Genomic DNA, 23,675 nt, shown 5'->3' on the forward strand with positions numbered 1-23,675 from the left:
GAGTTAGTGGCGTCAGGCGGTGTGGATTTCCGAGCTAAGTTTCAAAACCTGCGCGCCATTATCAGCGTGGATCAGATAGGCAGGGTTGGCGGGCGATCCGTTGCGGCGGACAGGCACGCCTTCGATATGGCGCTCGACGGGACGGTCGAACCGTTCCGCTATATGTCCCCGGCCGACGCCCTGCCCCCAATTCCATCTGACTCGCGCACCTTTACGGAATGTCTGCGGCATCGGGGCATCCTCTTGTTCCTTGGGCGCAACCGCGTCAGCCGGTGTCCCAATCCTAACTAAGGGCATAATTCCCAAGGGCTTACCCGGTTCCCTTGGGTTTTCACATTTCTTGGGCTAAGGGGGCTGCGATGGATGCTAGCGGCCTTCGCATTGCCCTGTTCAGCGGCAATTATAATTATGTGCGCGATGGGGCCAATCAGGCGCTCAATCGCTTCGTCGGCTATTTGCTGCGGCAGGGCGCGGCGGTGCGGGTCTATTCGCCTACCACCGATACGCCGGCCTTTGCGCCCGCAGGCGACCTGATCAGTACGCCGTCCGTGCCGGTGCCGGGCCGCAAGGAATATCGCATTCCCTACGCCATGTCGGCCAGGGTCCGCCGCGATCTCAAGGCGTTCGCGCCCAATCTGATCCACCTGTCCAGCCCCGACCCGCTGGGTCATCGCGCGCTCAGCTGGGCGCGGGACAATGATTTGCCGACGGTGGCGTCGGTGCATACCAGGTTCGAGACTTACCCGCGTTACTATGGCCTGGCGTTTCTGGAGCCGGTGATCGAGGGGATATTGCGCCGCTTCTATCGCCGCTGCGACGCGATCGTCGCCCCGTCCGAATCGATGGCGCAGCTGCTGCGCGAACAGCGGATGAGCTATGATGTCGGCATCTGGACGCGCGGCATAGACCGCGAGATTTTCAATCCGGGTCGGCGCGATCTCGATTGGCGGCGGTCCATCGGCATCCATGATGACATGCCCGCCATCGGCTTTATCGGCCGGCTGGTGATGGAAAAGGGGCTGGACGTGTTTTCCGACACGATCGACCAGCTTGCCGCGCGTCAGGTGGCACACAAGGTGCTGGTGGTGGGCGAAGGCCCGGCGCGCGAATGGTTCCAGAATCGCCTGCCCGGCGCGGTCTTTACAGGCTTCCAGCAGGGCCATGATCTGGGCCGTGCGGTCGCCAGCATGGACATGCTGTTCAACCCGTCGGTGACCGAGACGTTCGGCAATGTCACGCTGGAGGCGATGGCGTGCGGCGTGCCGACTGTTGCGGCGCGCGCGACAGGCAGCGAAAGCCTGTTGAGCGACCGGGTGACCGGGCGGCTGATCCGCCCCGGCGCAATCGGCGCCTTTGCCGATGCCTTGCAGGATTATTGCCTGGACTGTGATGCGCGCGGACAGGCGGGCGCGGCGGCGCAGACGCGGGCGGAGCGCAACGGGTGGGATCAGGTCAATCAAGCGCTGGTCGATACCTATTTGCGGATCATCCGCCAGCGTGAGCAGGGCATGATGCCGCGATCCAGCCCGGTTCCCTGAGCGCGCATTCGTCCCTATATCAAAAGGCATGGCCGATCTTTTCGCTTCCGATGACGCCCTGACCGGCGCCGATGCCGTCAGCGATACCGCGCCGCTGGCCGACCGCTTGCGTCCGCGCAGCTTGGCGGAGGTGGTGGGTCAGGAGCATCTGACCGGGCCGGAGGGGGCGATCGGGCGGATGGTGGCGGCGGGGCGACTATCCTCCATCATCCTGTGGGGACCACCTGGAACCGGCAAGACCACGACGGCGCGCCTTTTGGCCGATGCGGTGGGGATGCGGTTCGAGCCGATTTCGGCGGTGTTTTCCGGCGTTGCGGACCTGAAGAAAGTCTTTGCCGCCGCCAAGGAGCATGGGCGTCGGGGCGACAAGACCCTGTTGTTCGTAGACGAAATCCATCGCTTCAATCGGGCGCAGCAGGACGGGTTTCTGCCCTTCGTTGAAAATGGCACGGTGACGCTGGTGGGCGCGACGACCGAGAATCCGAGTTTCGAGCTGAACGCGGCGTTGCTGTCGCGGGCGCAGGTGTTGATCCTGCGACGGCTGGATGCGGCGGCGCTGGAGCAATTGCTCGACCGGGCCGAAGCCGTGACGGGGCGTCCCCTGCCGCTGGACGCAGACGCGCGCGAGGCGCTGGTGGCAAGTGCGGATGGCGACGGGCGCTTTCTGCTCAATCAGGTCGAGACGCTTTATGCGATCGACATAGCAGAGCCGCTCGATCCGGCCGGGCTGTCCGCCCTGCTTCACCGCCGGGTCGCGGTATATGACAAGGATCGGGAGGGGCATTATAACCTCATCTCCGCGCTGCATAAGTCGCTGCGCGGGTCGGACCCGCAGGCCGCGCTTTATTATATGGCGCGGATGCTGGTGGCGGGCGAACAGCCGCTTTATGTGCTGCGGCGGTTGGTGCGCTTTGCCGCGGAGGATATTGGCCTGGCTGATCCGCAAGCGCTGGTCCAGTGCCTGGCCGCCAAGGAGGCCTACGACTTTCTGGGCAGTCCCGAAGGCGAAGTGGCGATCGTGCAGGCCTGCCTCTATTGCGCGACCGCGCCCAAATCCAACGCCGCCTATATGGCGATGAATTCATCGTTCAAATCGGCGCGCGACACCGGATCGCTGATGCCGCCGCAGAATATATTGAACGCCCCCACCAAGCTGATGAAGAATGTCGGCTATGGCAAAGGCTATCAATATGATCATGACGCGGCGGACGGCTTTTCCGGCGCGAATTACTGGCCGGACGAGATGACACCGCAGACCTTCTATGCGCCCACAGATCGCGGCTATGAGGCGCGGATTGCCGAGCGGATCGCCTATTGGCAGCGGTTGCGGGCGGAGCGCGGCGCAGGGTGACGCCCGGCTTCACGCGCTTTGCCGCGATCGACTGGTCCGGGGCGAAAGGCGCGCGGCATAAGGGGATTGCGGTCGCGCTGTGCGAGGCGGGGCGCGCGGTGCCGCGGCTGGTGGAGGCACCGGGCGGGGTGTGGTCGCGGACAGGCGTGGCGGACTGGCTGGTGGGAATCGCGGGCGAGGCCCCTACCCTGTTCGGATTTGATTTCAGCTTTGCGCCGCCCTTTGTGGCGCGCGGTGGCTATCTGCCGGGCGACGCCGTGCCGGACAATGCGCCGGACTTCTGGGCCTATGTCGATGCGATTTGCGAGGATGCTGACCTGGGCGCGGCGAACCTGCTGGAGGTGGCGCACCGGCGACATTTCTATTTCGGCAAGGCGGACGGGGTGAAGGCCGATTATATGCATAATCGCGCGTGCGAGGCGCATTATCTGGCGGGTGGCGGGGGCAAGCCATCCACCGTCTATGACGCGATCGGCGCGGCGCAGGTGGCCAAGGCGAGCTTTGCCGGGATGCGACTGCTGCATCGGGTGCGGGGCGATGTGCCGGTGTGGCCGTTCGATCCCTTGCCCGCGCGCGGGTCGCTGATCGTGGAAATCTACACCAGCCTTGCCGCGTCGGCGGCCGGACGGGCGAAGGGTCGAGCCAAGATGCGCGATTCTGCGGCGCTCAATGATGCGCTGGGGGTGATCGGGTCGGAGCGGCATGAAGGCGCGATGCCCGACGATCATGGCGCGGACGCGATTGTGACGGCGGCGTGGATGCGGGCGGTGGCGGGGCAGGATGCGCTGTGGTGTCCAGCCGCGCTCGATCGACAAATTGCTGCAACGGAGGGCTGGACGTTCGGCGTCATCTGATAGTAAGGGCGTGTCGCCTGACTGGTGCGCCGGATTAGCACAGTGGTAGTGCAGCGGTTTTGTAAACCGAAGGTCGCGGGTTCAAATCCTGCATCCGGCACCAGTTGGCATCGTTCCCCAAGATGCGTTCAGCGCCAGGCCCCAAACGCAAAATGGGGGCCGACATTGCTGTCGGTCCCCACTGCCGTCGGGTCATGCGATCCGCTTCTCTGGCGAGAGGCGATCATCGGCCCGGCGTTGTCCTGGCACCGGCCTGAAAGGCTGTTTGCCAAGGACTGCTCCGGATCGGGCCAAGGGCAGCCAATCCGGCTCTGGTCCTCAAATATCCGATGCCCGACGTTCACTTTCGCGCGTACCCGGCAGCGGTCCTTTGGACCGATCCGTTAGTTGATGTCGCCCTTGCGAACGACGCCTTCCAGCGGACCCTCAGGACAGCATTAAATTCCTGTTTTACCGGGGATTTCTGGAAATGGATCACTCCGTTTCCTGCTGTTCCGATAAGGGGATGCTGTCACCAAAAGCGAGTCGTGCAAAGCGGAATCGGCAGTCGCCAGTATCAAAACTGTCATAAAGCTGTGGATAAGTTTTCGGCCCGCCCAGCTTCCTAGAAATTAGCAGCTGCAAGTCCCGCTCGTCGCGGTTCGCCACCATTTCATCTCAAGTTTTAATGCATGATAAACAATGGCTTATCTCGTTGTGAGACGTTCATGCAACTTCCATCAAGATGCAGGGGTTCAAGCGTCAAATCAGCGCAATTGGAGGAGATACTCATGCGTAAAGCCCTACTCGCCCTGGCCGCCGTCTCGCTGGCCGTTCCGCTGTCCATGGCCGTGCCGACCGATGGCGCACAGGCGCGCAAGGATTATCGGTATAAGGAATGGCGCGGTCGCGATGGCCGGACCTATTGTCGCAAGTCCAATGGCACGACCGGTCTGATCGTCGGTGCCGCCGGTGGCGCGCTGCTGGGCCGGGCGATCGATACGCGCGGCGAACGCACGACAGGTACGATCCTGGGTGCCGTTGGTGGCGGTCTGCTTGGCAAGGAAGTCGATAGCAAGCGCCGCTGCCGCTGAGCGCCACGCCAACAAAAAAGGCCGCTTCCCGTCGGAAGCGGCCTTTTTAGTGGCTCAAAAGGCGTGACGCTCAGTTCGAGGCAGCGCCGCGCGCTTCATCAACCTTGAACGTGACCTGCTGGCCGCCGGAAACGCCGGAAACCTTGCCATTCTTGACCGAGAGGTTGAAGGCAACCGCATCGGGGAAACGACGGCCGGAAATAACCTGGCCAGCCTTGGTGTCCTTCACCTCATAGACATAGGTATAGCCTTCGTGGGTGAAGCGCTGCTTGGCGGCTTCTTCAGCCTGGGCAGGGGCAACGAGGGCAACAAAAGCGCCAAGGGCGCTGGCGGCAACAAACTTGGACAGCATTCGCATGGGTAAACTCCTTGTGAATGCCGATCAAACACCTCTGTAATATTCTTATTCTGTTGAGGCGCTTCTATGGCGCAGCGCAGCAAAGCGACAATCGCAAAAAGCGCCGGAACAGTTGCGCAGAACGCAACCGGAACGATTCTGACCCCTTAAGCCTTTGATAGTGCGACGATGTGATCAAACTCATCCTTTGACACCGGTGACACGGACAGGCGCGATTGGCGCAGCATGACCATGCCGGCAAGGGCCGGATCGGCCTTCATCGTCTTGAGCGTCACTGGCTTGGCGAGCTTTTCGCGGGCGTGGACATGGACCGCGATCCATTTGCCGTTCTCGTCCGTGCTGTCGGGGGCCGCTTCCTCGACAATTTCCATGATGCCCACGGCCTCTACACCGATATTGCTGTGGTAGAAGAGCGCCAGGTCGCCCCGGCGCATCGCCTTCATATTGATCTGGGCGGTGTGATTGCGCACGCCGTCCCATTCCGCCTTCCCCTTGGCGACCAGGTCGTCATAGGAAAAAACATCGGGTTCCGATTTCATCAGCCAATAGTTCATTTTGCCTCCTTGCATCACCGCTTCGCCGCGATCAAGGATGGGAATATCGGTGCGTGTTCCTTATGTTGCACGCTCCGCCCCAGAGTTTTCGGACCCGTATTTTCGGAGAAGTATAAAGTGTCGCAATCGGTGCTGGATCAGGTGCCCGTCCTGTCGATGGCGGAGTTGAGCAAGGCGGATTTCGCGCAGGGGTTCGGCGAATCCTTCCAGCGATTCGGGTTCGCAATGGTGCGCGATCATGGCATGGACCCGGCGCTGATCGATGCGGGATGGACGCTGGCGCGCGACTTTTTCGCTCTGCCCGAAGCCGCCAAGCGCGCCCATGATGCCAAATATAATGGCGGCCAGCGCGGCTATACCGCGTTCGGCACGGAAATCGCCAAGGGCGCGAGCGAGAATGACCTGAAGGAATTTTGGCATGTCGGGCGCGATCTGCCGCCGGGCGATCCGCTGGCCGAGACGATGCCGCCCAATGTCTGGCCCGATGAACTGCCCGCGTTCCGGCCGGTCTTTGCCAAACTCTATGCCGAGTTCGACCGGGTCGGCGCGGAATTGCTGTCGGCGATCGCGCTCTATCTGGGGCTGGAGGAACGCTGGTTCGACGGGCCGATCGACCGGGGCAATTCGATCCTGCGATTGCTCCATTATCCGCCGGTATCGCCGCAAGCGCCGGGCATTCGCGCTGGTGCGCATGAGGATATAAACCTGATCACCCTGTTGCTGGGGGCCGAAGAAGGCGGGCTGGAACTGAAAGACCGCAACGGCAACTGGCTGCCGGTGGTGCCGCCGCCCGGCGCGCTGGCGATCAATGTCGGCGACATGCTGCAGCGGCTGACCAACCATAGGCTGCCATCGACCAGCCATCGCGTGGTCAATCCGCCGCCGGAGCGGCGCGGCCATTCGCGCTATTCGATGCCTTTCTTCCTGCACCTGCGCCCCGACGTGATGATCGACGCGCTGCCGCAATGCGTGAGCGACGCCAATCCGCGCCGCGACCCGCCGATCAGCGCGCATGATTATCTGACCGAGCGGCTGATCGAGATCGGACTGATCAAGAAATAGGCGGGCTATGTGGCCTGCAAACGCGATATTAGCTGTTGAACAAAGCTGATCCTCCCCTGCAAGGGGAGGTGGATGGCCGCAGGCCAGACGGAGGGGTGTCGCCTTCTCGATAGGGTGACACCCCTCCACCACTGGCGACGCCAGCGGTCCCCCTCCCCTTGCAGGGGAGGATTTTTTTCGCCGGGTTTATGGCCGCAAAAAATAGCGGAAGCTATTTCCGGCTACGGCCCAGCGTAATGCCAATCTCCTCGCCGCGTTCGGACAGGGCCAGCTTGACGATCTTCACGTCGACATGGGTCACATTGTCGCCCTGAAGGAAGATGGTGTCGATGATATGGTCGGCCACCGCCTCTATCAGGGTGAAGTGAACACCATCGGGCAAAGCGGTCGAGGCCGCATGTTTGAGGTCCATATAATTTTTCGACTGCGTCAGTGGCGTGTCGGGATCATAATGATCGGCGATCGTCAGCCGCGCGCGGATGGAGATGCGCAGCGGCTGGGGGAGATGCGTCTCCTCCGAATAAATGCCGGTCAGCACATCGACATGGAGGTTATTGACCTCCAGCGTCAAAAAATCGTCAAATCCAGTCTGCATGGCCCGCCATATCCGGCCCTTTCCTGCTGTCAGGCGGGGCCAGTTTAGTCTTTCATTTTGCGATGCGGGCGGTAAAGCCCGCCGCTCCCGGCGCGGTCCATGCGCCATTGATGGCGGATCGGCAAGACGTGTCTATGATTGTCCCTCTCGAAAGCCAGCGCCCAGACGCAATCGAGCGGCTGCTCGACGATGCGTTCGGCACGGACCGGCATGGACGGACAGCCTATCTGATTCGCGGGACGGTGGCGTGGATTCCCGCGCTCTCCTTTGCCGTGGTGGACGGTGATGGCGCGCTGATCGGATCGCTGCAAAGCTGGCCGGTGGCGTTGACGCAGGATGACGGAACGCAGCTTCCCTATATCATGGTCGGCCCTGTGGCGGTCGATCCTGCCCATCAAAATGGTGGCCATGGCCGGGCGATGATGGACGCGGTGGTCGCGGCGGCACGAGCAGAGGGGACGCCGCCACTGATGATGATTGGCGACCCCGAATATTATGGCCGTTTCTGGGGCTTTGGCGCCGACGATACCGGCGGATGGCGCGCGCCCGGCCCGGTCGAGCAGCGCCGCCTGCTGGCGTTGTCGGTCGATGGTCGCAGTATAGGCGGCACGGGGATGCTTGGTCCCGATATTCGCGTTACTGGCTGAATACCCCTTTGCCATCGGGACGCAGCGATCCTATCTGCTAGGCCATGCCGATGGACCCGATACCCGACCTGGCCGACCTGTCGCTGAGCGACATTGCGCGCCTGCTTGCCGAAAAAAAACTGCCGCCGGTGGAGAAATGGAACCCGGCCCATTGCGGCGACAGCGAGATGCGGATCGCGCGCGACGGCACATGGTTTCATCAGGGATCGCCGATTGGGCGGGAAGCGATGGTGCGGCTGTTTTCCACCATATTGCGGCGCGAGGCGGACGGCAGCTATGTGCTGGTCACCCCGGTCGAAAAACTGAGCATCGCGGTCGAGGATGCGCCGTTCGTGGCGGTGGAACTCAAGAGCGAGGGCGAAGGGCGCGAACGGGCGCTGGCGTTTAGGCTGAATACCGGCGATTTGATCGCGGCGGGGCCGGACAATGCGCTGCTGATCCGTGAAACGGCGGACGGACCGCATCCCTATCTGCATGTCCGCGCCGGGCTGGAGGCGCTGGTCGTGCGCAGTGTCTATTATGAGCTGATGAATCTGGCGCTGGATGAAGGGGCCGAGCGGATAGGCCTGTGGAGCAATGGCGCCTTCTTCCCGCTGGACGGCGCGGCATGACCCTGGCGGAGCGGCTGCGCGCCGCGCTGGCCGAGGGGCATAGCCGCGGTGGCGTATTTCTGCCGTCGGACACGCGCGATCCGCGCATCGACGGAGATATTGCGCTGGCGCCCGCCGCCGTGCTGGTGGCGATCACCGACCGGGCCGAACCGGGGCTGATCCTGACCCAGCGGTCGGAACGATTGCGCAAACATGCCGGGCAGATCGCCTTTCCCGGTGGGCGGGTCGATGCGAGCGACGCTGACGAGATTGCAGGTGCGCTGCGGGAAGCGGAGGAGGAGATCGGCCTGCCGCCGCATCTGGCGCAGGTGATCGGCACGTCCGACCGTTACCACACCTTTACCGGATTCGACATCGTGCCGGTGCTGGCGGTGATCCCGCCCGACCTGCCGCTGCGACCGCAGGAAAGCGAGGTGGCGGACTGGTTCGAACTCCCGCTCGCCTATGCGCTCGACCCGGCCAACCGGACCCAACATGCCGTCGAATTTGAAGGGGTGGTGCGCCATTATCATGAGATCATGTGGCAGGAACGGCGGATATGGGGCGTGACCGCCGCGATCCTGGCGAACCTGTCGCGCAGGCTGGGCGCGGCATGAGCGTGCTGTTGCCCGATGCGCCATGGCGGCATCGTCCGGGGCTTGATGAGTTGCTGGTGGCGCTGGATGCGGCGGGCGGCAAGGCACGCTTCGTCGGCGGCGCGGTGCGCGACGGGTTGCTGGGGCTGCCGGTCAACGACCTGGACATTGCGACAACGCTGGACCCGCATGATGTGGTCGACCGGCTGAAGGCGGCGGGGATCAAGGCGGTGCCGACCGGCATCGAGCATGGCACGATCACCGCCGTGATTGCAGGCTGGCCGGTGGAGATTACGACGCTGCGCCGCGACGTCAGCACCGACGGGCGGCGCGCGATCATCGCCTATACCGACGACTGGCGCGAGGATGCGGCGCGGCGGGACTTTACGATCAACGCCCTCTATGCCGATGCGCTGAGCGGCGAGATTACCGACTTTTTCGGCGGAATAGCTGACCTGGAAGCGCGGCGGTTGCGCTTCATCGGCGATGCTGACGCGCGGATTGCCGAGGATCATCTGCGGATATTGCGCTATTTCCGCTTTCTGGCGCGCTATGGCGACGATGAGCTGGACAATGTCGCCTATGCCGCCTGCGTCGCGGCGGCCAACAGCCTGATGGCGCTGTCGCGCGAGCGGATTGCCGATGAGCTGCTGAAATTGCTGGGGGTGGCGGCACCGATCCATGCGCTGCGGTTGATGGTGGATGGCGGGATATTGACGCCGGTTTTGCCCGAAGTGGATAGCGCGGGAATCGACCGGCTGGCGCGGTTGATGGCGCGGGAGGATGCGGCGGGCGTCGCGCCATCGGCGCTGCGGCGGCTGGCGGCCCTGTTGCCGCCCGATGCGGCGCGGGCCGATCTGGTGGGGGCGCGGCTTAAATTATCGAACAAGGCGCGCAAGCGGCTGACGATTGCGCTGGAGGGCGGCCTCGGCGATGCGCCGATCCGGGCGCTGGCCTGGCATATCGGGGTTGAGGGAGCGATCGACCGGTTGCTGCTGAATGGTGATGCTGACCTGTCGGGCGTGGCTGCATTGGCCGACTGGACGCCGCCCAAGCTGCCGATCAGCGGTGGCGCGCTGATTGCGCGTGGGCTGGAACCTGGCCCGGATGTCGCCAAGGCGTTGAATATCGTCCAGGATATGTGGGTCGCGGAGGGCTTCCCGGATGCCGCGCGGGTTGGCTCTATTGCCGATCAGACCGTTTCGAAATTCCAGCGGGCGCGCCAATAATCGAAGGCGTCCTGTTCCGCCATCGGCTTGGCGAAATGATAGCCCTGCCCCTGCCAGCACCCCATTTGCTGGAGCGCATGGGCGAGTTCCTGCGTTTCTATCCCTTCGGCCGTGACCTTGAGATTAAGCGATTCGGCGAGAGAGAGGATGGTGCGGACGATGACCGTCTTGTCGCGATCCTCCAACATGGACGACACGAAGCTGCGGTCGATCTTCAATATGTCGATCGGCAGGCTGTGCAGGCTGGCGAGGTTGGAAAAGCCGGTGCCGAAGTCGTCCATCGCGATCGACATATGCAAATCCTTGAGCGCGAACAGCAATTTGCGCGCCTTGTCGGGATCGGCGATGATCGCGCTTTCGGTGACTTCGGCGGTCAGGCGACGCCCGGCTATGCCCGAATAGCGCAGCGCTTCTTCAAACATGGACGCCACATCATCGCGCGCCATCTGGATCGGCGAGAGGTTGACGTTGACGCCGACGGGCATGGGCTGGCCGAATTTGGCGTCCCAGCGCGATAGCGCCTGCGCCGCTTCATAGGCGGCCCAGCGGCCCAGCGGGGTGATGAGCCCGCTTTCCTCGGCCACGGCGATGAATTCGACCGGGGAGACGTTGCCCAGCTCCTCGTCATCCCAACGGGCGAGCGCCTCGAACCCGGTAATCTCGCCAGTCTGGAGGTGGATGAGTGGCTGATAGGCCAGCGACAGGCCGCCCTGGGCCAGTGCGTCGCGCAGCCGGCTTTCGATCGAAAAGCGGCGCTGCGCTTCCTTGAGGACGCCGTTGCGGTAGATTTCCACCTTGCCGCTGCGCTTGGCGATCTTGACCGCGGCCTGCGCCTTGCGGACGATATCGTCGGGATCATCGCTCAGGCTGGTCGACAGGACGCAGCCGATCGCGCAGTCGACCCGGATTTGCAGATCGCTCAGCCGAATCGGTGAACTGAGCGCTTCCTTGACGCGCTGGACGATATGCAATGCGTCGGACAAGCCATTGTTGAGACGGGCAAATATCGCAAAATCATTGCCGCCGATGCGGGCCAGCACATCGCCCTGCCGCAGGCTGGATTTGAGCCGCTTGGCGACCGTGATCAGCAATTCATCGCCCGCCATGGGGCCGAGCGATTCATTGACCCGGCTGAACCGGCTGAGGTCTATGGCGATGATGCCGAACTGGGCATTGTCGGGCCAGACCGTGTTGGTGATCCGGTCGTCAATTTCTTCGCCGAAACCGGTGCGGTTGGGCAGTGCGGTCAAGCCGTCGGACAGCAATTCGCGGCGCAGATTCTTTTCGATCGTGCGTTCGCTGGTGCGGTCAGTCGCGGTGAACAGATAGAGTTCGGGGCGATCCGCATCAGCCGGCAGTCGGCCGATGGTGCACATGAAATATTCCGGCCCCAGCTTGCCATCGCGGCGGATTTCGAAACTGTCGGCGGTCTGATTCGATTGAATGAATTTCAGGATGCGTTCGCGCCATGTCGTCGCAGCCTGCGAGACGGCACCGTCCCTTTCCTGATGCTGGCGAAAGGCTTGCAGAAAACGATCATTGCCTTCGACCAACGATAATATGCTGTCATGGTGCGATAAAATTGCCGCCGCCTGCGACAGGGCGGCCAGCCAATAGGTCGGCGCTACCACGTACGACGGATGCGCGCCCGCTATCCCTGAGACAGGGTCCTTGCTGGTCTCTCCGACTGGCCAGTTGCGCACCGAAATGGATTCCATGCGTTGGCCATATCGGGAAGCGGTAAATTTTCAGGAAACGATCCAGCAACCGTTGTAAAAAATGGTCATTAAAAGCGATTGTCGCGCGGGAAGCCGGTTGGCGGCATCCGTCCGGCTGCGCCGCGTGCCACTTTCCACGGCGTCATGTCCGATTCGGTGCGGGTCCGTCCGGTTTCACCACCCATGGTCCAGCTGAGGCCATCGGACAGGCGGAAGGCGATCGCGTCGGACAGGCCGCCATCGCGATAGCGCTGCATCTGCACCCCCTGCCCACGCGCCATGCGGGGCATTTCATCCAGCGCGAATACCAGCAGCTTGCGATTCTCGCCGATCACCGCGACGCTATCCGCGCCCGGCGCGACCTGGCGGATGACGGCGAGTTTCGCGCCTGTGCGGATGTTGACGACCTGACGCCCTTTACGGGTTTCGGCCATGATCTCTGCCACCGCTGCGATGAAGCCGCGCCCGTCGGAGGAAGCCAGCAACAGGTCGGTCCCGGTCCGTGCGGGCATGAAGGCGACGATCGTGCCTTCATTGTCCATATCCACCAGCGAACGCACCGGATCGCCAAAGCCGCGCCCACCCGGCAGCTTGTCCGACCCCAGAGTATAGATGCGACCGGTGGAGGTGGCGAGCAGCAGCTTGTCGGTGGTGTAGGCGTGGAAGGCAAATTGCGGACCGTCGCCTTCCTTGAATTTCAGCGTGTCGGCGGCGGCAAGATCGCGGTGGCCGCTCATCGCCCTGATCCAGCCGCGTTCGGACAGGATAACGGTGATCGGCTCGCGCTCGATCATCGCCTCCAGCGGGATTTCCCGCGCGGGTCCGGCTTCCTCGACCAGGGTGCGGCGATGGCCAAGGACAGTGTCCGGCCCGTAGCGCTTGCGCAGCGCGGCGATGTCGCGCTTCAGCTTGGCGCGCTGGCGCTGCGGGTTTTCGACCAGCTTTTGCAGATCGTCCCGCTCCGCCACCAGATCGGCATGTTCGCGGCGCAATTCCATCTCTTCCAGCTTGCGCAGAGAACGCAACCGCATGTTGAGGATGGCTTCGGCCTGCCGGTCGGTCAGGGCAAATTCGTCCATCATCACCAGCTTCGGCTCATCCTCGGTACGGATGATCTCGATCACCCGGTCCAGGTTGAGATAGGCGATGATATAGCCGTCGAGCAGTTCAAGCCGGTCGGCGATCTTGGCGAGGCGATGCTGTGCACGGCGGACCAGCACGTCGATCTGATGCTTGAGCCATTCGACCAGCACGGCGCGCAGCCCCAGCACGCGCGGCGTATGGGTGGCGTCCAGCACGTTCAGATTGAGCGGGAAGCGGTTTTCCAGATCGGTCAGGCGGTAGAGGCTGTCTTTGAGTATCTGCGGATCGACATTGCGCGTCTTGGGCGTGATGACGATGCGGATCGTCTCATCGCTTTCGTCGCGCACATCCTCCAGGATCGGCAGCTTCTTGTCGTTGATGATCGTAGCAATCTGCTCGATCAGCTTGCCCTTCTGCACCTGATAGGGGATTTCGCTGACGACCAGTTGCCAGGTGCCGCCGCTCAATTTTTCTATGCCGGTCGGTTCCCAGACGCCCTGATCATCCTTGCCGGTCGAAAAGCGTGCACGGGTGCGGAACGCGCCGCGCCCGGTGGCATAGGCTTCGGCGATGATCGCCGGGCTATCCACAAGCACGCCGCCGGTCGGGAAATCCGGTCCCTTCACCACCGCCATCAGCGCGGCATGTGTCGTATCGGGATTGTCGATCAGCAAAGCTGCGGCGTCGAGTATTTCGGTGACATTATGCGGCGGGATGCTGGTCGCCATGCCGACCGCGATGCCGCTGGCGCCATTGGCGAGGAGATTGGGAAAAAGGCCGGGGAAAATCTCCGGCTCTTCATCTTCGCCATTATAGGTCGGGCGGAAATCGACCGTGCCTTCGTCGAGGCCCGCCATCAGATCCGCGGCGGGCTGGGTCAGGCGCGCTTCGGTATAGCGCATGGCGGCGGCATTATCGCCGTCGATATTGCCGAAATTGCCCTGGCCATCGACCAAAGGCGTGCGCAGGACGAAATCCTGCGCCAGCCGCACCATCGCGTCATAGACGCTGCTGTCGCCATGGGGGTGATATTTGCCGATGACGTCGCCCACGACGCGGGCGCATTTCTTGTAACTGGTGCCGTTGCGGGCAGGGTTGGCGACCAGCACGTCGGGCGACGCGCCGGACGGTTCCATCTTGAGCAGCCGCATCGCCCAGAGCAGGCGGCGATGCACCGGTTTCAGCCCGTCGCGCAGATCCGGCAGCGACCGCGCCGTGATGGTGGACAGCGCATAGACGAGATAGCGTTGCGACAACGCAGCGTCGAACGGATGGTCCTTAATACTGTCGAACGGGTCGCGAAAATCGGTCATCACGGGCGGGATAGCAGCACGGGGACGAAACGGAAACGGAGATTTAGCGGGGATGGCGCCGGCGCGTTAAAATCCCACCAGCAGCATGTCGAGCGCGGCGGCGATGGCATCCTGATGATCGTGAAGCGGCAAGGCTGGCTGCTCCAATGACCGCGCGGGAACCGCACCTGCAAACTGGGTCATCATTACCAGTATTTCGTCATCAATCTCAAAACGGGGATTGAGCCGCGCCATCGGTGTGCCGACGTCCGCGACAGGAATGAGCGGCACGACGAAGCGGGTAGTCAGATGATCGAGCAGGTCGGCCTGACAATCCAGAACCCAGCCGCCGTCGGGCAGGCGATGCGCGCAAAACCGCGCCATCAAAACATCCGGTATTTTTCGAGCGGCAGGCCATGTTTTTCGACATAGGCATTGGAGGCGGCAATGCCTTGTGCATTCTCCTCCTTCCACCTTCGCCCCCGTTCGGCAGCGATTTCCTGGCGGAGGGCGGCTTCGCAGGCGCGCGAGAGGTTGATGCCCAATGCCTTGGCATCCTCCACCAGCGCGCTGTCGAGCGACAGGTTGGTTGCCTTGCGCGTCCCGATCCGTTCATGCTTGGTCACAACCGACTCCTGCATATGATATGCGCATGAACATACGCATCATGCGTCACGGGGCAAGTAGCGTCCTTCCGGGTCGTCGGCGATGGCGGCGGCGAATTGCGCGCTGATCCAGTCGCGAAAGGCCTTTACCTTGGGCGTGTTGCGGGCGTGGGGCGGATAGACGATCCAGTAGCTGGCAAATTCGCGGACATAGGAGGGCATGGCTTCGACCAACAGGCCCGCCTCCAGCTCCGCCTTCCAAAGGAACAGGTTGAGGATGGCGATCCCCTGCCCGCCAATGGCGGCGCGGCCTTCCATCACCTGGCTGTCGAGCGCGATGCCGGGCGGCCCGTCGGCCGGGTCCGCCTCCACCCCCATGGCCGCGAACCATTCATGCCACCACATATCGTCGGGCGACAGGCGCGGCAGGGCGTGGAGCGCCTGCGCATCGGCGACAGGACCGTTGCGCGCCAGCCAGGCCGGGCTGCACATCGGCGCGAGCCGGTTATGGGTCAGCAGTCGCGCCTCCAGCCCCGGCCAGTCGCCCTTCCCACCGCGGATCGCCAGATCAGCCCCGGCGCGGGCGAGATCGACCACGGCATCTTCGGCCTGAATCCGCACCGCCAGCCCCGGATGGCGCATCTGGAACGCGCCGATCCGAGGCGCGAGCCAGAGATGGGCGAAGCTGTTGGTGCAGCTGATGGTGAGGACGGTCGAATGATCCTGCGCCAGAGCGGCGAAACCCTGCCGCATCTGATCGAAAGCGCGGATGATGACGGGCGCAATTTCCCGTCCCTTGTCGGTCAAACTCACGCGGCGGCCAGCGCGCTGGAACAGGCTCAGCCCCAGCCGTTCCTCCAACAATTTGATCTGATAGCTGACGGCGGCCTGGGTCATACCCAGTTCCTGCGCGGCGGCGGTGAAATTTTCGAGCCGGGCGGCTGCCTCGAACACGCGGACGGCGGAGAGCGGGGGCAGGACGGACATGGCTTTGCATAAGGCAGGCTTATAATCGCTGTCCATGCTTTTGTTGGTGATCGCTACGGCAACGGCGCATTGGCGGTTTCGCAAAGCTGCACTATTTCAATCGAAAGGATCGCGACCATGCGCGACCAGTATGACGCCCAATTGTGGACTGAGAACCATGTCGAAACCAGCGCCTGGATCGACCGGCTGATCGCGCGGATCATGCAGGCGTTCCGGGTGCTGCACTGCATCCACTGGTCGGCACCCTGGTCCGACGACAGCCGGTGCGGCGCGTAAAATCGAGGATGGGGGTTGCGGATCGCGGGCGAGACGCCACTTTGCGCCCGTGTTCGATCATCCCCTTCCCCCGCCCCCGCCCGCGCTGTTGACCGGTGCCGCGCTGTTTCTCGACTTTGACGGGACGCTGACGCCCATTAGCGCGACCCCGGACGGGGTGATCGTGGACGATGGGTTGGTGCCGTTGCTCCTGACATTGCGGGAGCGGCTGGACGGGCGGCTGGCGATCATCAGTGGACGATCGGTTGAAACGTTGCGCGCGTTGGGCTTTGGCGATTTCCTGCTGGCCGGGACGCATGGGCTGGAATTTGCGCGACCGGGCGGCGCGGTCGAGGCGCCACCGCGCCCGGTGGCGATTGATGATGCCGAAGCCGCCTTCCATGCCTTTGCCGCCGACAAGCCCGGCGTGCTGGTCGAACGCAAGTCGATCAGCGTCGGACTGCATTATCGCGGCGCGCCGGTCTGGCAGGACGAAGCTCATGCACTGGCGCGGAAATGGGTTGGCAATGGCCTGACGCTTCAACAGGGCAAGATGCTCTATGAGTTGCGGCCCGACGGCGCGGACAAGGGCAGCGCGGTCCACAGGTTGATGGCGCAAACTCCGATGATGGGCGGCATCCCCGTCTTTATCGGCGACGACGTAACCGATGAGGAAGGCTTTGCGGCCGCTTCAGATTTGGGCGGGGTTGGCATTTTGGTTGGACCTGTGCGAGAAACGCGAGCCGCATATAATTTGGAACAGGCAGCCACTGTCAGGCATTATCTTGGAGAAGGGGTTGCGCGGCTCGAATGAGCCGTGCCCCTTCAATTTGCCAAAAAGCATGAGGGGCAGACCGATAAACAGCATCAACCACCCGATATTGGGCGGGAACGCCCGCACGTTGGACCTTTGGCCGATCGGCAATTGCCAGGCGTCGGCGCTGATCGACCGGGCCGGTCGCATGGTGTGGGCCTGCGTCCCGCGCGTCGATGGCGATCCGGTCTTTTCCGCGCTGCTGGACGATGGCGAATGGGATGATGACGCGGCCTGCGGCTTCTGGGCGATCGAACTGGAAAATTGCGTTGCGGTGGAGCAGCATTATCTGCGCAACACGCCGGTGCTGGTCACGCGGCAGAGCGATGCGCAGGGCAATGCGATCGAGATTTTCGATTTCTGCCCGCGCCACAAGCATAAGGGCCGTATGTATCGGCCGGTCGCCTTTGCCCGGATCGTGCGCCCGGTGGCCGGTTCGCCGCGCATAAGGATGCGGTTGCGCCCGACCACGGCGTGGAATGCGGAAAGCGTGCCGATCAGCTATGGCTCCAACCATATCCGCATGGTGCTGTCCTATATGGCGATGCGGGTGTCGACCGATGCGCCCATTGGCCTGATCGCGCAGGAAAGCTGGTTCCGGCTGGAACAGGACGCGCATTTCTTCATGGGGCCGGACGAGGGTTTTTCCGATGCGCTGCGCCCGGCGATCGAGCGGATGCTGGACGACACGATCGAGGAGTGGCGGCTGTGGGTCCGTGGCCTGGCGATCCCGGCGGAGTGGCAGGAAGCGGTCATCCGTTCGGCCATCACCCTGAAATTATGCCAGCATGAAGAGACTGGCGCAATCGTCGCGGCGCTGACGACCAGCATCCCCGAACATGCCGATTCGGGGCGGAACTGGGACTATCGCTACTGCTGGGTGCGCGACGCCTATTATACGGTCGAGGCGCTCAACCGGCTTGGCGCGCTCGATGTGCTGGAAAGCTATCTCGTCTATCTGCGCAACATCGTCGATGGTGCGAAGGGCGGGCATATCCAGCCGCTCTATGATGTACGGGGCAATGCGACGCTGACCGAATGGGAGGCCGACAAGCTGCCCGGCTATCGCGGCATGGGTCCGGTGCGGGTGGGCAATGCGGCCTATAGCCAGATCCAGCATGACGCCTATGGCCAGATCGTGCTGTCGTCGGTGCAGGGCTTTATCGACCAGCGGCTGCTGCGCATGGCGGGCCATGCCGATTTCGAGGCGTTGGAGGCGGTGGGTGAGCGGGCCTGGACCGTCTATGACCAGCCGGACGCGGGATTGTGGGAGTTGCGGACCCGCGCGCATGTTCACAGCTATAGCGCGGTAATGTGCTGGGCGGCGTGCGACCGGCTGGCCCATGCGGCACAGGCGCTCGACCTGCCGCTGCGCGCGGCGCACTGGCAGAACCGGGCCGTCACGATGAAAGCGCGAATCGTCGAGGCGGCGTGGCGGGCGGACAGTCAGGCGATCTCGGCCAATTTCGAGGATGATTCGCGCGATGCGTCGTTGCTTCAACTGCTCGATCTGCGCTTCCTGACGGCGGATGACCCGATGTTCATCGGCACGCTGGCGGCGCTGGAGGCGGATTTGCGGCGGGGCAATGACATGCTGCGTTACAGCGCGCCCGATGATTTTGGCGAACCGGTGACCGCGTTCAATGTCTGCACTTTCTGGCTGATCGAGGCGCTGCATCGCACCGGCCGCACGGAGGAAGCGCGAACCCTGTTCGAGGAGATGCTGACCCGCCGCACGGCAGCTGGATTATTGTCCGAGGATATTGATCCGGCGACAGGCGAATTGTGGGGCAATTATCCACAAACCTATTCGCTGGTCGGCATCATCAACTGCGCCGTCCTGTTGAGCAAACCGTGGAGCGTGATGCGATGAGCCGACTGCCATGAGCCGTCTGATAGTCATTTCAAACCGTGTGTCCCGGCCCAGCAAGTCGGGCAATCAGGGCGGGCTGGCGGTCGCACTGTCGCAGGCCTTGCGCGAGAGTCGGGGGATGTGGATCGGCTGGTCGGGCGAGGTCACTGACAATTTCACCGGCCATATCGGCTTTTCCGAGGATGATGGCGTCAAGACCGCGACGATCGACCTGGAAGAACAGGATGTCGATGAATATTATAACGGATACGCCAACAAGACGCTGTGGCCGCTGTTCCATTTCCGCATCGACCTGGCCGAATATGCCCGCGATTTCGAGGGCGGCTATAATCGCGTCAACCAGCGCTTTGCCGATACCGCAGCCCCACTGATCGAGCCGGAAGATGTCATCTGGGTCCATGATTATCACATGATCCCGCTGGGCCAGATGCTGCGCGACCGGGGCCATCGCAACAGGATGGGCTTTTTCCTGCACATACCCTGGCCACCGACCCGATTGCTGGTTTCCCTGCCCCATCACACCAAGCTGGTCAGCACCCTGTTTGCCTATGATGTCGTGGGTTTCCATACCGAGGAATGGCTCGAATCCTTCCGCCATTATGTGGAAAAGGAAATGGGCGGCAGCGTGGACGGTGATTTCGTCACCGTGGGCGACCGCACGATCCAGGCCGTCGCCTGCCCGATCGGCATCAATGCCAGGGAGTTTGCCGAGGCCGCTGTCAGCAACGCCGCACGCGATATGTACGAACAGATACGCGCATCGCTTCAGGAGCGCGCGATGATCGTCGGCGTCGACCGGCTCGACTATAGCAAGGGGCTGGAGGAGCGGTTCAACGGCTATGCCCGTTTCCTGAAGGACAACCCCGACCAGCATCGCAAGGTCCTGCTCACCCAGATCGCGCCGCCGTCTCGCGGAGAGGTCGAAAGTTACCAGCAGATACGCGCGACGCTGGATGCGTTGGCAGGTCGGATCAACGGCGAATATAGCGATGTCGACTGGACGCCGATCCGATACGTCAACCAAGGCTATCCGCGCGACAAGCTGGCAGGGATTTACCGTAGCGCCCGGATCGGGCTGGTGACGCCATTGCGCGACGGGATGAACCTGGTCGCCAAGGAATATGTCGCGGCACAGAACCCGGACGATCCGGGCGTATTGATCCTGTCGCGCTTTGCCGGGGCAGCGATGCAGCTCAAGGACGCGCTGCTGATCAATCCCTACAGCCCGGAGGAGATGTCCGACGCGATTTTGCGCGCGCTGGCCATGCCGCTGGACGAGCGCAAGCGCCGCTGGCGGGCGATGATGGATAGTGTCGAGCAGCAGGATATCAGCTGGTGGCGGCGATCCTTCACCGAACGGCTGATGGCGGTCGATCGCGATACGGCGCGGGTTGAGCCGGAGACAGCGGACGGCTAACAACAGCGGATGATCGAGGATGATGATGAACCGCGCGGCCTGGCCGCGACCCTGCGCGCCCGATCGGGCGTCATCATCGGCGCGGTTGGCATGGTGGCCTGGCTGGCGCTGATCTGGGCGATGTTCGGGGATGTGCTATAGGCTGGCCCCAATTGCACGTCCGCACGCTTTGCTCTATGGGCGAGGCCCAAGCAGCCCCGGCACCCGCTGATCCTTCTCGATTCGCGATTGTCGGGGCGCAGTATTTTTGACCAGACAGGAACGCGCATGGCCCGTCGCCGCCAGATTTACGAAGGCAAGGCAAAGATCCTTTATGAAGGCCCGGAACCGGGCACGATCATCCAATATTTCAAGGATGACGCAACCGCCTTCAACGCGCAGAAGAAGGGCACGATTTCCGGCAAGGGCGTGTTGAACAACCGGATTTCCGAGCATATCTTCACGCTGCTCGGCCAGATTGGCGTGCCGACCCATTTCATCCGTCGCCTCAATATGCGCGAGCAGCTGGTGCGTCAGGTGGAGATCGTGCCGATCGAAGTGATTGTGCGCAACGTCGCCGCCGGATCGCTCAGCAAGAAGCTGGGGATTGAGGAAGGCACGCAACTGCCCCGCACGCTGATCGAATATTGCTACAAGGACGATGCGCTGGGCGACCCGCTGATCTCCGAAGAGCATATCGCCTGCTTCGGTTGGGCGACGCAGGAAGAGATGCACGATATTGCCGACATGGCGATCCGCATCAATGATTTCATGTGTGGCCTGTTTGCGGGCATCGGCATCCGCCTGATCGACTTCAAGCTGGAGTTCGGGCGGCTATATGACGGCGATTACAGCCGCATCATCCTGGCCGATGAAATCAGCCCCGACGGCTGCCGCCTGTGGGATGCGGTGACCAACGAGAAGCTAGACAAGGACCGGTTCCGCCGCGATCTGGGCGGTGAAGTGGAAGCCTATCAGGAAGTCGCGCGCCGTTTGGGTCTGCTGCCCGAAGGGCTGGACACCACGGTGCTGGACCTCGACACGCATCGCAAGAAGCGCGAGAAGGAATAAACTCAAATTCCGTTCAGGCTGAGCCTGTCGAAGCCCCGTCCTTCTTCGCGAAGAAGAACGACCCTTCGACAGGCTCAGGGCGAACGGTGTTAAGAGGTCACGCCATCAGCGCGTCGGCGATCAGTTTGATGCCCAGCAGCACCATCAGCACATAGATGAGCGTGTAGAAGCGTGCGGCGTCGACCCGGCGCACCAGCGCCACGCCCGCCAGCGTCGCGACCACCGCGACCGGCACCAGCATGGCGGTCGCGGTCAGATTGGCGCGGGTGAATTGCCCCAAAGCGGCGTAAGCGGGCACCTTCATCCAGTTCATCGTGGCAAAGGCAACCGCCGTGGTCCCGACCAGCATGTCGCGCGGCAGCCGTTTGGGCAGCACCCACATCTGAAACGGTGGCGACCCGGCATGGGCGATCTGGCTGGTGAAGCCGCTGGCGACGCCAAACAACATCCCTACCCAGTCGGGTGAGGTGGACGGCAGGACGATGGCCCCGCCCCGCTCGACCCACAGACGTTGCAGCCCGAACAGCATCGAAATCGCGCCCAGAGCGCCCAGCACCGTGGTTTCAGGCACCTGCGCCGCGAACAGATAGCCAAGCGCTATCCCGACCGCCATGCCAGGCAGCATCACCCGCAAGATATGCCCGTCCCAGCTTTTGCGGAACGCCCAGACGCTCACGGCGTCCTGCAGGATCAGGATCGGCAGCAGGATCGCCGCGCCGCGCACCGGATCGACCCCCAGCGCCATGATCGGCATGGCCAGCGCACCGACACCGGCAAAGCCGCCTTTGGCCAAGCCCGAAATAGCGACCGCGATGAAGGCGCAGATGAGATAGACATAATCATGCGTCATACCGGTCGCCTAGCGCAGTGGCAGGACGATTGGCATTGAAAAACGCTCAACGATTGGCGCGATAGCCGATCATCAGGCCGAAGCTGAAGGTGGCGAGCAGGGCAAGCTGGACCTTTCCATGCGGGTCGTCATAGCCCACAATCTGCTGCCCCCATGCGAACAGCCCGACAAACATCGCCAGCGCCAGCCCGGACATGCCCCAATGCTTCCCCCGAATTTCTACAGCATGACAGTATCGCGACAGTCGCTAACAAAAGCATAATGGCTTGCCACCCCGCCGCGCCGGGACTAGGGAGCGGCAAAGTCGATCCGCCCGATCCACGAGGATCGGTCCTGTCGTTGCCAAGGAGTTCGCCCCTCATGAAAGCCCGCATTTTCGTCACCCTCAAGGGCGGTGTCCTCGATCCGCAGGGCCGGGCGATCCACCATGCGCTGGAAGGCCTGGGCTTTGATGGCGTCAATGATGTGCGCGCGGGCAAGCTCATCGAGCTGGACCTGGCAAATGGCACCAGTGACGAGGATATCGACGCCATGTGCCGCAAGCTGCTGGCCAATACGGTGATCGAAAATTACCGCATCGAAAAGGTCGCCTGAGCCATGAAGAGCGCCGTCATCGTCTTTCCGGGCAGCAATTGCGACCGCGACCTGGCTGTGGCGTTCGAGGCCGCGACCGGTGCGAAACCGACCATGGTGTGGCATCGTGACACGCAGCTGCCAGACGACATCGACCTGATCGGCGTGCCGGGCGGCTTTTCCTATGGCGACTATCTGCGTTCCGGCGCGATGGCCGCGCGGTCCCCGGTGATGCAGGCGGTGGCGCAGGCGGCGGATCGCGGCGTCTATGTGCTGGGCATCTGCAACGGCTTTCAGGTGCTGACCGAAAGCGGCCTGCTGCCCGGCGCGCTGCTGCGCAATGCGGGGGGGCATTTCGTGTGCCGCGACGTGGCACTGACGGTGGAAAATGCGCAGAGCGCCTTTACCAGCCGCTATGAAGCGGGCGAGGCGATTTCCTATCCGGTCGCGCATCATGACGGCAATTATTTCGCTGACGACGCGACGCTCGACCGGCTGGAAGGCGAAGGCCGGATCGCGCTGCGCTATGCCGAAAACGTCAATGGCTCGGCGCGCAACATTGCGGGCATTTTGAACGACAAGGGCAATGTGCTGGGCATGATGCCGCACCCCGAACGGGTGATCGAGGCCGCCCATGGCGCGACCGACGGCAAGCGGTTGTTCGACGGGCTGGTTGAGGGACTGCTGGCGCGGGCCTGATCGCGATTTAGC

28 protein-coding genes and 1 tRNA gene are annotated in these 23,675 nt (G+C 62.9%); 18 read left to right on the forward strand and 11 right to left on the reverse strand.

The features are described 5' to 3' along the window. Positions 1-12: 12 nt before the first annotated feature. Complete coding sequence (locus tag ACODSR_RS11430; protein WP_217672253.1) at positions 13-231, reverse strand: hypervirulence associated TUDOR domain-containing protein; 219 nt, start codon at positions 229-231, stop codon at positions 13-15. 128 nt (positions 232-359) lie between these two features. Between ACODSR_RS11430 and ACODSR_RS11435 the strand changes: the two genes are divergently transcribed. The 5 genes from ACODSR_RS11435 to ACODSR_RS11455 all read left to right on the forward strand — a co-directional run bounded on the left by ACODSR_RS11435 (position 360) and on the right by ACODSR_RS11455 (position 4,816). Further along, positions 360-1,538 (forward strand): glycosyltransferase family 4 protein, encoded by a 1,179-nt coding sequence (locus ACODSR_RS11435; RefSeq protein WP_489076543.1) that lies wholly within the window; start codon positions 360-362, stop codon positions 1,536-1,538. Between the two features lie 28 nt (positions 1,539-1,566). After that, positions 1,567-2,889, forward strand: coding sequence for a replication-associated recombination protein A (locus ACODSR_RS11440; protein WP_489076545.1), 1,323 nt, complete (start codon positions 1,567-1,569; stop codon positions 2,887-2,889). Beyond that, on the forward strand, positions 2,886-3,743 hold the full coding sequence (locus ACODSR_RS11445; protein WP_489076736.1) for a hypothetical protein: 858 nt from the start codon (positions 2,886-2,888) through the stop codon (positions 3,741-3,743). The genes ACODSR_RS11440 and ACODSR_RS11445 overlap by 4 nt, the downstream gene beginning before the upstream one ends. 28 nt (positions 3,744-3,771) lie before the next feature. Then, positions 3,772-3,846, forward strand: a tRNA-Thr gene (locus ACODSR_RS11450). Between the two features lie 667 nt (positions 3,847-4,513). Next, a complete protein-coding gene (locus ACODSR_RS11455; protein WP_006959876.1) occupies positions 4,514-4,816 on the forward strand; it encodes a glycine zipper 2TM domain-containing protein in 303 nt (100 codons plus the stop codon). 70 nt (positions 4,817-4,886) lie between these two features. Here ACODSR_RS11455 and ACODSR_RS11460 read toward each other — a convergent pair whose 3' ends face one another. Both ACODSR_RS11460 and ACODSR_RS11465 read right to left on the reverse strand, forming a co-directional pair. Next, positions 4,887-5,168 (reverse strand): hypothetical protein, encoded by a 282-nt coding sequence (locus ACODSR_RS11460; RefSeq protein WP_489076738.1) that lies wholly within the window; start codon positions 5,166-5,168, stop codon positions 4,887-4,889. A 152-nt stretch (positions 5,169-5,320) separates the two neighbouring features. Then, positions 5,321-5,728, reverse strand: a complete 408-nt coding sequence (locus tag ACODSR_RS11465) for an EVE domain-containing protein (RefSeq protein ID WP_489076547.1) — start codon at positions 5,726-5,728, stop codon at positions 5,321-5,323. Positions 5,729-5,845: 117 nt separating this feature from the next. Here ACODSR_RS11465 and ACODSR_RS11470 point away from each other — a divergent pair, with 117 nt between their 5' ends. Continuing rightward, positions 5,846-6,790: an isopenicillin N synthase family dioxygenase gene (locus ACODSR_RS11470; protein WP_489076549.1), complete on the forward strand. Its 945-nt coding sequence runs from the start codon at positions 5,846-5,848 to the stop codon at positions 6,788-6,790. Positions 6,791-7,001: 211 nt separating this feature from the next. Here the strand turns inward: ACODSR_RS11470 and ACODSR_RS11475 are convergent, their stop codons facing one another. Beyond that, positions 7,002-7,385 carry a dihydroneopterin aldolase gene (locus ACODSR_RS11475; RefSeq protein ID WP_489076551.1) on the reverse strand — a complete coding sequence of 128 codons (384 nt, stop codon included), beginning with the start codon at positions 7,383-7,385 and terminating at the stop codon, positions 7,002-7,004. A 134-nt stretch (positions 7,386-7,519) separates the two neighbouring features. Between ACODSR_RS11475 and ACODSR_RS11480 the strand changes: the two genes are divergently transcribed. The 4 genes from ACODSR_RS11480 to ACODSR_RS11495 are packed head-to-tail and all read left to right on the forward strand — an operon-like array spanning position 7,520 to position 10,447. Further along, complete coding sequence (locus ACODSR_RS11480; RefSeq protein WP_489076553.1) at positions 7,520-8,032, forward strand: GNAT family N-acetyltransferase; 513 nt, start codon at positions 7,520-7,522, stop codon at positions 8,030-8,032. A 44-nt stretch (positions 8,033-8,076) separates the two neighbouring features. Then, positions 8,077-8,643 carry a DUF1285 domain-containing protein gene (locus tag ACODSR_RS11485; RefSeq protein WP_489076555.1) on the forward strand — a complete coding sequence of 189 codons (567 nt, stop codon included), beginning with the start codon at positions 8,077-8,079 and terminating at the stop codon, positions 8,641-8,643. After that, positions 8,640-9,239: a CoA pyrophosphatase gene (locus ACODSR_RS11490; RefSeq protein WP_489076557.1), complete on the forward strand. Its 600-nt coding sequence runs from the start codon at positions 8,640-8,642 to the stop codon at positions 9,237-9,239. Before ACODSR_RS11485 ends, ACODSR_RS11490 begins: the two co-directional genes overlap by 4 nt. Then, positions 9,236-10,447 carry a CCA tRNA nucleotidyltransferase gene (locus ACODSR_RS11495; protein ID WP_489076740.1) on the forward strand — a complete coding sequence of 404 codons (1,212 nt, stop codon included), beginning with the start codon at positions 9,236-9,238 and terminating at the stop codon, positions 10,445-10,447. The genes ACODSR_RS11490 and ACODSR_RS11495 overlap by 4 nt, the downstream gene beginning before the upstream one ends. On the opposite strand, the gene ACODSR_RS11500 is transcribed toward ACODSR_RS11495, so the two are convergent. From ACODSR_RS11500 to ACODSR_RS11520, 5 genes are all read right to left on the reverse strand, one after another. Continuing rightward, on the reverse strand, positions 10,411-12,165 hold the full coding sequence (locus tag ACODSR_RS11500) for a putative bifunctional diguanylate cyclase/phosphodiesterase (protein ID WP_489076559.1): 1,755 nt from the start codon (positions 12,163-12,165) through the stop codon (positions 10,411-10,413). The two genes, ACODSR_RS11495 and ACODSR_RS11500, sit on opposite strands and share 37 nt — an antisense overlap. 68 nt (positions 12,166-12,233) lie before the next feature. Continuing rightward, positions 12,234-14,561 carry a DNA topoisomerase IV subunit A gene (gene parC / locus ACODSR_RS11505; protein WP_489076561.1) on the reverse strand — a complete coding sequence of 776 codons (2,328 nt, stop codon included), beginning with the start codon at positions 14,559-14,561 and terminating at the stop codon, positions 12,234-12,236. 66 nt (positions 14,562-14,627) lie between these two features. Further along, complete coding sequence (locus tag ACODSR_RS11510; protein WP_489076563.1) at positions 14,628-14,924, reverse strand: CcdB family protein; 297 nt, start codon at positions 14,922-14,924, stop codon at positions 14,628-14,630. Further along, the gene (locus tag ACODSR_RS11515) at positions 14,924-15,181 is read right to left on the reverse strand and encodes a type II toxin-antitoxin system CcdA family antitoxin (RefSeq protein ID WP_489076564.1); all 258 of its coding nucleotides are present in this window, start codon (positions 15,179-15,181) and stop codon (positions 14,924-14,926) included. Before ACODSR_RS11515 ends, ACODSR_RS11510 begins: the two co-directional genes overlap by 1 nt. Before the next feature lie 24 nt (positions 15,182-15,205). Then, positions 15,206-16,132 carry a LysR substrate-binding domain-containing protein gene (locus ACODSR_RS11520; RefSeq protein WP_489076566.1) on the reverse strand — a complete coding sequence of 309 codons (927 nt, stop codon included), beginning with the start codon at positions 16,130-16,132 and terminating at the stop codon, positions 15,206-15,208. 117 nt (positions 16,133-16,249) lie between these two features. Between ACODSR_RS11520 and ACODSR_RS11525 the strand changes: the two genes are divergently transcribed. From ACODSR_RS11525 to purC, 6 genes are all read left to right on the forward strand, one after another. Beyond that, positions 16,250-16,408 (forward strand): hypothetical protein, encoded by a 159-nt coding sequence (locus tag ACODSR_RS11525; protein WP_489076568.1) that lies wholly within the window; start codon positions 16,250-16,252, stop codon positions 16,406-16,408. A 49-nt stretch (positions 16,409-16,457) separates the two neighbouring features. After that, complete coding sequence (otsB, locus tag ACODSR_RS11530) at positions 16,458-17,201, forward strand: trehalose-phosphatase (protein ID WP_489076570.1); 744 nt, start codon at positions 16,458-16,460, stop codon at positions 17,199-17,201. A 28-nt stretch (positions 17,202-17,229) separates the two neighbouring features. Further along, on the forward strand, positions 17,230-19,074 hold the full coding sequence (locus tag ACODSR_RS11535; RefSeq protein WP_489076572.1) for a glycoside hydrolase family 15 protein: 1,845 nt from the start codon (positions 17,230-17,232) through the stop codon (positions 19,072-19,074). A 10-nt stretch (positions 19,075-19,084) separates the two neighbouring features. Next, complete coding sequence (otsA, locus tag ACODSR_RS11540; protein WP_489076574.1) at positions 19,085-20,491, forward strand: alpha,alpha-trehalose-phosphate synthase (UDP-forming); 1,407 nt, start codon at positions 19,085-19,087, stop codon at positions 20,489-20,491. Positions 20,492-20,500: 9 nt separating this feature from the next. Further along, on the forward strand, positions 20,501-20,632 hold the full coding sequence (locus ACODSR_RS11545; protein WP_294134508.1) for a hypothetical protein: 132 nt from the start codon (positions 20,501-20,503) through the stop codon (positions 20,630-20,632). 126 nt (positions 20,633-20,758) lie between these two features. Next, positions 20,759-21,541: a phosphoribosylaminoimidazolesuccinocarboxamide synthase gene (purC, locus tag ACODSR_RS11550; RefSeq protein WP_489076576.1), complete on the forward strand. Its 783-nt coding sequence runs from the start codon at positions 20,759-20,761 to the stop codon at positions 21,539-21,541. A 97-nt stretch (positions 21,542-21,638) separates the two neighbouring features. Here purC and ACODSR_RS11555 read toward each other — a convergent pair whose 3' ends face one another. Continuing rightward, entirely contained in the window at positions 21,639-22,391 is a 753-nt protein-coding gene (locus ACODSR_RS11555; RefSeq protein WP_489076578.1) for a sulfite exporter TauE/SafE family protein, read from the reverse strand. A 46-nt stretch (positions 22,392-22,437) separates the two neighbouring features. Beyond that, on the reverse strand, positions 22,438-22,587 hold the full coding sequence (locus ACODSR_RS11560) for a hypothetical protein (RefSeq protein ID WP_182913972.1): 150 nt from the start codon (positions 22,585-22,587) through the stop codon (positions 22,438-22,440). Between the two features lie 164 nt (positions 22,588-22,751). On the opposite strand from ACODSR_RS11560, the gene purS reads away from it, so the two are divergent. Further along, positions 22,752-22,985: a phosphoribosylformylglycinamidine synthase subunit PurS gene (purS, locus tag ACODSR_RS11565; RefSeq protein ID WP_489076580.1), complete on the forward strand. Its 234-nt coding sequence runs from the start codon at positions 22,752-22,754 to the stop codon at positions 22,983-22,985. Between the two features lie 3 nt (positions 22,986-22,988). Next, positions 22,989-23,663 (forward strand): phosphoribosylformylglycinamidine synthase subunit PurQ, encoded by a 675-nt coding sequence (gene purQ / locus ACODSR_RS11570; RefSeq protein WP_489076582.1) that lies wholly within the window; start codon positions 22,989-22,991, stop codon positions 23,661-23,663. Positions 23,664-23,675: the final 12 nt, after the last annotated feature.

This window comes from Sphingobium sp. FG125, assembly GCF_057809795.1.

Bases quoted from the DNA above. Each gene is read 5' to 3' on its own strand.
- parC (WP_489076561.1), bottom strand. From the start codon at position 14,561: ATGACCGATTTTCGCGACCCGTTCGACAGTATTAAGGACCATCCGTTC.
- purQ (WP_489076582.1), top strand. From the start codon at position 22,989: ATGAAGAGCGCCGTCATCGTCTTTCCGGGCAGCAATTGCGACCGCGAC.
- ACODSR_RS11485 (WP_489076555.1), top strand. From the start codon at position 8,077: ATGCCGATGGACCCGATACCCGACCTGGCCGACCTGTCGCTGAGCGAC.
- ACODSR_RS11440 (WP_489076545.1), top strand. From the start codon at position 1,567: ATGGCCGATCTTTTCGCTTCCGATGACGCCCTGACCGGCGCCGATGCC.
- ACODSR_RS11490 (WP_489076557.1), top strand. From the start codon at position 8,640: ATGACCCTGGCGGAGCGGCTGCGCGCCGCGCTGGCCGAGGGGCATAGC.
- ACODSR_RS11495 (WP_489076740.1), top strand. From the start codon at position 9,236: ATGAGCGTGCTGTTGCCCGATGCGCCATGGCGGCATCGTCCGGGGCTT.
- ACODSR_RS11430 (WP_217672253.1), bottom strand. From the start codon at position 231: ATGCCGCAGACATTCCGTAAAGGTGCGCGAGTCAGATGGAATTGGGGG.
- ACODSR_RS11560 (WP_182913972.1), bottom strand. From the start codon at position 22,587: ATGTCCGGGCTGGCGCTGGCGATGTTTGTCGGGCTGTTCGCATGGGGG.
- ACODSR_RS11510 (WP_489076563.1), bottom strand. From the start codon at position 14,924: ATGGCGCGGTTTTGCGCGCATCGCCTGCCCGACGGCGGCTGGGTTCTG.
- ACODSR_RS11535 (WP_489076572.1), top strand. From the start codon at position 17,230: ATGAGGGGCAGACCGATAAACAGCATCAACCACCCGATATTGGGCGGG.
- ACODSR_RS11460 (WP_489076738.1), bottom strand. From the start codon at position 5,168: ATGCTGTCCAAGTTTGTTGCCGCCAGCGCCCTTGGCGCTTTTGTTGCC.
- ACODSR_RS11545 (WP_294134508.1), top strand. From the start codon at position 20,501: ATGATCGAGGATGATGATGAACCGCGCGGCCTGGCCGCGACCCTGCGC.
- ACODSR_RS11435 (WP_489076543.1), top strand. From the start codon at position 360: ATGGATGCTAGCGGCCTTCGCATTGCCCTGTTCAGCGGCAATTATAAT.
- otsA (WP_489076574.1), top strand. From the start codon at position 19,085: ATGAGCCGTCTGATAGTCATTTCAAACCGTGTGTCCCGGCCCAGCAAG.
- purS (WP_489076580.1), top strand. From the start codon at position 22,752: ATGAAAGCCCGCATTTTCGTCACCCTCAAGGGCGGTGTCCTCGATCCG.
- ACODSR_RS11520 (WP_489076566.1), bottom strand. From the start codon at position 16,132: ATGTCCGTCCTGCCCCCGCTCTCCGCCGTCCGCGTGTTCGAGGCAGCC.
- ACODSR_RS11480 (WP_489076553.1), top strand. From the start codon at position 7,520: ATGATTGTCCCTCTCGAAAGCCAGCGCCCAGACGCAATCGAGCGGCTG.
- purC (WP_489076576.1), top strand. From the start codon at position 20,759: ATGGCCCGTCGCCGCCAGATTTACGAAGGCAAGGCAAAGATCCTTTAT.
- ACODSR_RS11475 (WP_489076551.1), bottom strand. From the start codon at position 7,385: ATGCAGACTGGATTTGACGATTTTTTGACGCTGGAGGTCAATAACCTC.
- ACODSR_RS11555 (WP_489076578.1), bottom strand. From the start codon at position 22,391: ATGACGCATGATTATGTCTATCTCATCTGCGCCTTCATCGCGGTCGCT.
- ACODSR_RS11500 (WP_489076559.1), bottom strand. From the start codon at position 12,165: ATGGAATCCATTTCGGTGCGCAACTGGCCAGTCGGAGAGACCAGCAAG.
- ACODSR_RS11465 (WP_489076547.1), bottom strand. From the start codon at position 5,728: ATGAACTATTGGCTGATGAAATCGGAACCCGATGTTTTTTCCTATGAC.
- ACODSR_RS11455 (WP_006959876.1), top strand. From the start codon at position 4,514: ATGCGTAAAGCCCTACTCGCCCTGGCCGCCGTCTCGCTGGCCGTTCCG.
- ACODSR_RS11525 (WP_489076568.1), top strand. From the start codon at position 16,250: ATGCGCGACCAGTATGACGCCCAATTGTGGACTGAGAACCATGTCGAA.
- ACODSR_RS11515 (WP_489076564.1), bottom strand. From the start codon at position 15,181: ATGCAGGAGTCGGTTGTGACCAAGCATGAACGGATCGGGACGCGCAAG.